This window comes from Mesorhizobium sp. M7A.F.Ca.MR.362.00.0.0, from assembly GCF_004023175.1.
In the GTDB taxonomy this organism is placed as follows: Bacteria; Pseudomonadota; Alphaproteobacteria; order Rhizobiales; family Rhizobiaceae; genus Mesorhizobium.
The window spans coordinates 1-6335 of the sequence record NZ_RZTF01000281.1 but is presented as its reverse complement, the minus strand read 5'-3'; the positions used below and the strand labels follow the sequence as shown (position 1 = coordinate 6335).

General features: G+C 62.5%; 6 protein-coding genes. 3 read left to right on the top strand and 3 right to left on the bottom strand.

Annotation, left to right across the window (positions count from 1 at the left end):
- Window positions 1-16: 16 nt before the first annotated feature.
- From EOC06_RS26545 to EOC06_RS26535, 3 genes are all read right to left on the bottom strand, one after another.
- A complete protein-coding gene (locus tag EOC06_RS26545) occupies window positions 17-709 on the bottom strand; it encodes a helix-turn-helix domain-containing protein (protein ID WP_128309171.1) in 693 nt (230 codons plus the stop codon).
- 135 nt (window positions 710-844) lie between these two features.
- The gene (locus EOC06_RS26540) at window positions 845-1939 is read right to left on the bottom strand and encodes an ROK family transcriptional regulator (protein ID WP_127272189.1); all 1095 of its coding nucleotides are present in this window, start codon (window positions 1937-1939) and stop codon (window positions 845-847) included.
- Between the two features lie 57 nt (window positions 1940-1996).
- The gene (locus EOC06_RS26535) at window positions 1997-2647 is read right to left on the bottom strand and encodes an SGNH/GDSL hydrolase family protein (RefSeq protein ID WP_128309170.1); all 651 of its coding nucleotides are present in this window, start codon (window positions 2645-2647) and stop codon (window positions 1997-1999) included.
- A 343-nt stretch (window positions 2648-2990) separates the two neighbouring features.
- Between EOC06_RS26535 and EOC06_RS26530 the strand changes: the two genes are divergently transcribed.
- The 3 genes from EOC06_RS26530 to EOC06_RS26520 all read left to right on the top strand — a co-directional run.
- A complete protein-coding gene (locus EOC06_RS26530) occupies window positions 2991-4070 on the top strand; it encodes a substrate-binding domain-containing protein (protein ID WP_023809403.1) in 1080 nt (359 codons plus the stop codon).
- An 81-nt stretch (window positions 4071-4151) separates the two neighbouring features.
- A complete protein-coding gene (locus EOC06_RS26525) occupies window positions 4152-5663 on the top strand; it encodes a sugar ABC transporter ATP-binding protein (protein WP_128309172.1) in 1512 nt (503 codons plus the stop codon).
- 8 nt (window positions 5664-5671) lie between these two features.
- The coding region (locus EOC06_RS26520; RefSeq protein ID WP_164898746.1) for an ABC transporter permease at window positions 5672-6335 on the top strand (664 nt) is incomplete at its 3' end.

Sequence of the window (6335 nt, the reverse complement as noted above, 5' to 3'; positions counted from 1 at the left end):
ATCTGCTTCCCATTTTCTAACCCTCCGATGGCTCGCTGTTTGATTTTGGCAGGCCGGGCGCGAGCGTTTTCCGGGCTACATATTGATCGAGGTCGACAGCGCCGCTTGTCGGCGGCGCGATGATCCACAGCACTTCGGCCACCGTATCGCCGACATTGATCGTCCGGTGCGGCGTCGAGGTCGAATATTCGATGCTGTCGCCCTCTTCGAGGGTGAAGCTCTCGTCGCCGAGCGTCAGTTGCACGCGTCCGCGCAGCACGAGGAACATCTCGTTCGCGTTGCCATGCGTGTAGGGCACGTCGCCGGTGGAGCCGCCGACGGCGAACTCGCCGCAATAGACTTCCATCTCGCGGATCGGCCGGCGCGACAGCAGCGTCTTGCGGTAGCCTTCGCTGGTCGGCAGCGCCGGCCGTTCGGCCCGTGTCAGCACCGCGTGCGGCGACACCTCGCGTTCGTCGAAAAGATCGGCGAGGCTGATGCCGAGCGCGTTGGCGATCAGCATCAGCGTGCTGGTGTTGGCACCCGAAAGGCCGCGCTCGAGCTGGCTCAGGAAGCTGGCGGTGGTGCCGATCATGTCGCCGAGCTGGCGCAGCGTCAGGCGCCGCGTGGTGCGATAGGCCTTGATGCGATCGCCCAATACCGTCGAGCGGCGCGCTTCGGCGCTGGTTGTGGCATTGTCGTTGAGTGCGTGATCCGCAGCGATTTTCATGGCGATCTCAGGGTTCACTTAACATGCTATTAAGTGAGGCGTCCTGGCAAGCGGAATCGCCTTGTCATTTGAAAATCATCGATGGACCTGCAGAGAGCCCGTAATCGGCCGACCGGCAACGCCGGTTCGGCTCGATCACTGGATCATGAAGCGCGAACTGAATGGCAGGCTTGCCGCGCCGACGGCCTTCGGGCTGATGCTGACCCGCGCGGGCAGCGCTTCGATGCCGGGGAATTCCCGGCCGATGTCGGCGCACAAGGCCTTGGCGATCTTCTGCGGCGCGTAGCTGGACAGGACGACCGTCCTGAATTCGACAAACTGGGTCAGTGCGGAAATAGAGGCTTTCAGGCGGTTGGAGCATTCCCCTAGCCATTCGCTGTAGGCCTCGCCAAGGTCAGGCCACTCGGGGCTGCTGCTCCAGATGATTTCGGAAGGGCGCCGGCGCTTGGTCAGTTCGCTCTCCAGGCGCATCAGCCCATGATCGAAGCTGGCGCTGGAGTTTCCCTTGTAGATCTGGTGGTTGAGGATGAGCCTGCTCTGCAGCCGTGCTCCCAGATAGAAGAACAAATAGTCGTTGAGCGGCTTGGCGACGCCGAACATGCTCTCGCCGCCGGCTGCCGCGGTGATATCGTTCTGCACGAAAACCGGCAGCTTGATCTGTTCCTCGATCTCCCCCTGCAAGGCTTTCAGCGAGGTGCTCGATCCGTTGCGGGTTGCAGCCATCGTGTCGACATCGTCGGGAACGGCCAGGCCGATGCCGGCAACCCGGCTGCGCGCCTCGACCGGCAGGCTGGTCATGGCTTGCCTGATCGCGCCGAACAGATCGCTGCTTTGCGGGAAGGGATTGGCTTCATCCGCCGGCAATTGCGTGTGGAAGCGCACGGTGCCGATGAAATCGATGAGTGCGATGTCGATCCTGCGGCGGCTGAAGCCGACGCCAACCGCATAGGCGCCCTCCGGATTGAGTGAAAGCGGGATGGTGGGCGGCCCGACGCGGCCGCGCTGCGCTTCGCCTTGCGAGACCAGGCCTTCCTGCTCGAGCGAACGGACGATGACCGAGGCCGTCTGCGCCGACAGGCCGGTCTTTTCGCCGATTTCCATCCGCGAAATGCCCTCGTTCTGAAGCAGCAGCGACAGCACCAGCCGCTCATTGTAGCTGCGGACGCTCAACGCATTCAGCCCGCTTGCACGATCGGCGATGCGCAAGGGATTAGGTGGTGCGAACCTCATGTCAGGCAAGGGTCGCCCCGTCGGTAAGAGCGCGCTGCCTCGCGGCGGTATGGTTGCTCATGTCGAGCGGCTCCAGCCGATGGCATCGACCGCGCGGGCAAGTGCGGTGCCCAGCAATCTGTGCGCCTCGGCATCGATGTGAAAGCCGTCCGCTTCGCTGCACGAGACCACCGAGCCGGCATCGAAAAAGTGGAGTTCGAGCGAGTCCGCTAGAACCTCGAACTCGAGCGCGAGCAGGCGCGATTTCTCCGGCGCACCGGCGAAGATGGACTTCCATTCCTTGACGTCGTCCTGCATCGGCGGCGGCGCCACGATCATGATCTCGGGCGTCGAGCCGCCTGGCCCAGGCGCCAGCTCCTTGATGTCGTAGACGAGGCAGCCGATCCCCATCGCCACTTCCGACGGCGGCTTGTTGAAGCGGATCTTCAAATCGTTAGTGCCGAGCATGATGATGACGAGGTCGAGCGTCGCATGGCTCTGCAGGCAGGGGCGAAGATAGGTTCTGCCGTTTTTGTGGGCGCCCTCGATCGGGTCGTCGTGGACGGTGGTGCGGCCGCTCAATCCTTCCTCGATGACATACCAGTCGGGGTCTAGCTGAGAACGCAATATCCCCGGCCAGCGTTCACCCGGCCCATAGCGCTCGAGCGGCCCCCTGCCGGGGATCTGGCCGTGCGTGTTGGAGTCGCCGTAGCACAAGACTGATCGCATGTTTTTCCCGCCGGGACTGACAGCGCGCCGAAGCCGGCGAGCGCCAATCATGATGGATAGAGGAGCGATGAAAGGCAAGCAAGGGAATAGTCATTCAACATGACTAACTATTGACAGGGCGAATCCGCTGTGCTTCTAAAGTGCCCGGAGGAGTTCTCGACCGTCATCATCGTCCAGCAGGAATTGGGCTTCGGCACGCATGTGTTCGGGGGCGGGAGAATTGCGTGCATCGGTCGGTTTGCGACAACGAGCATGCATTGGGAGAGCGTCTCATGGCCGTACGCATTCGTACGGCCGGCCATACGAATTCGTAGGCCGGGGCAACCACAAGGAGGAGAGTTTAATGTTAGGATTGCTGAAAACCGTCGGCCTGGGGATGCTCGTTGCGTCCACGCTTGCCGTGACGTCGCTGGCGCATGCGGAAGACATCAAGCTGATGGACGGCGTGGCGCCGCGCCCCGACGACACGCGCATGACCGCGGCCGGTGCGTTCAAGAAGGACCCGCCCTGGGTCATCGGCATGAGCGACTTCGGCGTCAACGCCAACACCTGGACAGTACAGGTGGCGCATGAGGCGGAGAACGCCGCGGCCAAGGACAAGCGCATCTCGAAATTCATCCTGCTCGATGCCGGCTTCGACCAGAAAAAGCAGGTGGCCGACATCGAGGACCTGATCGCGCAGCATGTCGACGCTATCATCGTTCAGCCGGTGACCAGCACGTCGGCCAATGCCAGCATCGCCAAGGCGGTCGCCGCCGGCATCCCGGTCATCCTTCACACCGGTCGCATCGATTCCGACGCCTACACCACCGAAATCCAGGGCGGCGCCGAGCATTTCGGCAAGGTGATGGGCGACTGGCTGGTCAAGACCGTCGGCGACAACGGCAAGATCTGGGTCCTGCGTGGCCTGGCCGGCCATCCGGAAGACACCAACCGCTACAACGGCTTACTGGAATCACTTAAAGGCACGCATGTGCAGATCATCGCCGAGGAGCATGGCGACTGGCAGTACGACAAGGCCAAGAAGCTGTGCGAGACGCTCTATCTGAACAATCCGCAGGTCGACGGCATCTGGTCGTCCGGCGCTGACATGACGCGCGCCTGCGTCGATGTCTTCAAGCAGTTCGGCACGCCCGTTCCGCCGATTTCGGGCGAGGGCAACAATGGCTATTTCGGCCAGTGGATCACGGACGGGTTCAAGTCGATCTCGCCGGAATACAGCCCCGCCCAAGGTGCGGCCGGCGTGCGCGCCGCCGTTGCCCTTCTGGAAGGCAAGCAGCTCTACAAACGCTATGTCTATAATCCCGACGGATGGGACCAGGACAAGGCCAAAAAATACTATCGCGACGACCTGACCGCCAATGTCTGGTGGCCGAGCGAACTGCCCGAGGACAAGCTCAAGGAATATTACGGCAAGAAGTGACGGCGCCGTGGCTGGCGGGGAGTGGACAAGCATTCCCCGCAGGCCATTCCATCTGTCGAATCCGGTTCGTTCGAGGGTTTCGTGACCAATCTTATCGAGATGTCCCACATTTCGAAGGCGTTCGGAGGGAGCAGGGCGCTCCATTCCGTTTCCCTCGATCTCAAGGCGGGCAGCGTCCACGCCCTGATGGGCGAGAACGGCGCCGGCAAATCGACGTTGATGAAGATCCTGGCGGGCGTGCATCAGCCCGATTCCGGTGAGATCTTCATGAACGGGGAGAAGCTCGATCTGAAATCGCCGCGAGCCGCACTCGATGCCGGCATTTCGACCGTTTTCCAGGAGCACTCGCTGCTGCCCAATCTGTCGATCGCCGAAAACATGTTTCTGGGCCGGGAGCCGACGACCCGGTTCGGCTCGATCGATTATCGGGTGATGAGCAGCCAGACCGCCAAGGCGCTTGGCGAACTCGGCCTCACGCTCGACCCGTCGCAACTCGTTTCAAACCTGACCATAGCCGAGCGGCAATTCGTCGAGATCGCGCATTGCATCCAGGCCGACGCCGGCGTGCTCATCCTCGATGAACCGACGGCGGCGCTCAACGCGGCCGATGTCGATGTGCTCAACCGCAACATCCGCCGGCTGCGCGATAAGGGAAAAGCCATCGTCTACATCTCGCATCGCATGGAGGAGATATTCGAGCTGTGCGACACGGTGACGGTGCTGAAGGACGGCGCACTGGTCGGCACAAGAATGGTGTCCGAGATCACCACCGACGAACTCATCGCCATGATGGTCGGACGCGAACTCCAGGACCTTTTTCCCGATCGTACTGATAACAAAGGCGACGAGATCCTGCGCGTCGAGAACCTGAGGATCACCGAGACATCGCGGCCGCTGTCGCTGACATTGCACAAGGGCGAGATCGTCGCCCTGGCCGGCCTGGAGGGACAGGGCCAGCAGCGCTTCCTGAGATCGCTGATCGGCCGCTATCATCCCTCCGCCGGGACGATTTCCGTCAACGGCAAAGCGCTGAAAATGCCGCTCCCGCCATCATCAGGCGTTCGCCATTTGCAGCAGCTGAGGGTCGGCTTCGTTCCCGAGGACCGCAAGGAAGAGGGGCTCTTCCTCGCTTTGCCAATCGCCCACAACATCGCCATCGGATTGCATTCGAGGCGATCCGAACTCGCGGCGGCGCGGCCGTATCGAAACGTGATCGCCCGCATGATGGAGGTCATGAACATAAAGGCGGCAGGGCCGTCCGCGCCGGTCGGCTCCCTGTCCGGCGGCAACCAGCAAAAGGTTCTGCTCGGCCGCTACCTAGCCGCCGATCTCGATCTTCTGCTGGTCGAGGAGCCGACCCGCGGAGTCGACATCGGCGCCAAGTCCGAGATCTACCACCTGCTGCGCGACTTTACCGCCAAGGGCGGCGCCGTGCTGGTGCTGTCGCGTGAGACGATCGAGTTGATCGGGCTCTGCGATCGCATCTACGTCGTCCACGACGATACCATCGTTGCCGAAATGCCGGCAGCGCAGGCGACAGAACACAAGATCCTCGACGCGGCCCTGATGGGCGGTTCCACGCGCCAGCATTAGGGGCCTCCATGCATCGTTCGCTTTTCAACATCCTGAGTGGCCGGAACACCCGGCAAGGCCTGTGGGGCCTGCCGCTTCTGGTCGCCTTGCTCATTTCGCTGTGGCTGGCCGTCGAGACGACACAGTTCGCCACGGCCGAAAACCTCTTCAACCTGGTGGCCCAGGCGATGCCGCTGATCATCGCGGCGATCGGACAGCTCGTCGTCGTGCTCATCGGCGGGCTCGACCTGTCGGTCGGTTCGGTCATCAGCTTCACCACCGCGGTGCTGGCGCTCGACCAGCCGGCGATCGTGCTGATCCCGGCGGTCTTCGTGCTGGCGGCACTCATCGGGCTGACCAACGGCCTGGCGATCACCCGCTTCAACGTCCATCCGATCATCGCGACGCTGTCGACGCAGTACATCGTGCTCGGCATCACGCGCATCCTGCGTCCCGTCTCCGGTGGCACCGTGCCGGAGATCGTCATCGATGCCGTCTCGGGCAGTTTCCTCGGCATTCCCTATCCGGTTTTCTGGGGCCTCGCCGTGATCCTGGCAGCGTGGAAACTGCTCTACGGATCCCGGTACGGGCTGCATCTGTTTGCGATCGGCGGCGGCATCGCGTCCGGCGCCGAAAGCGCTGCCCGCAATTTCGGCGTCTCCGACCGCCGCAACATTATCCTCGCCTATGTGG

Coding starts and splice junctions, on each gene's coding strand:
- EOC06_RS26540 (WP_127272189.1), bottom strand. CDS start 1,939: ATGAGGTTCGCACCACCTAATCCCTTGCGCATCGCCGATCGTGCAAGC.
- EOC06_RS26535 (WP_128309170.1), bottom strand. CDS start 2,647: ATGCGATCAGTCTTGTGCTACGGCGACTCCAACACGCACGGCCAGATC.
- EOC06_RS26530 (WP_023809403.1), top strand. CDS start 2,991: ATGTTAGGATTGCTGAAAACCGTCGGCCTGGGGATGCTCGTTGCGTCC.
- EOC06_RS26545 (WP_128309171.1), bottom strand. CDS start 709: ATGAAAATCGCTGCGGATCACGCACTCAACGACAATGCCACAACCAGC.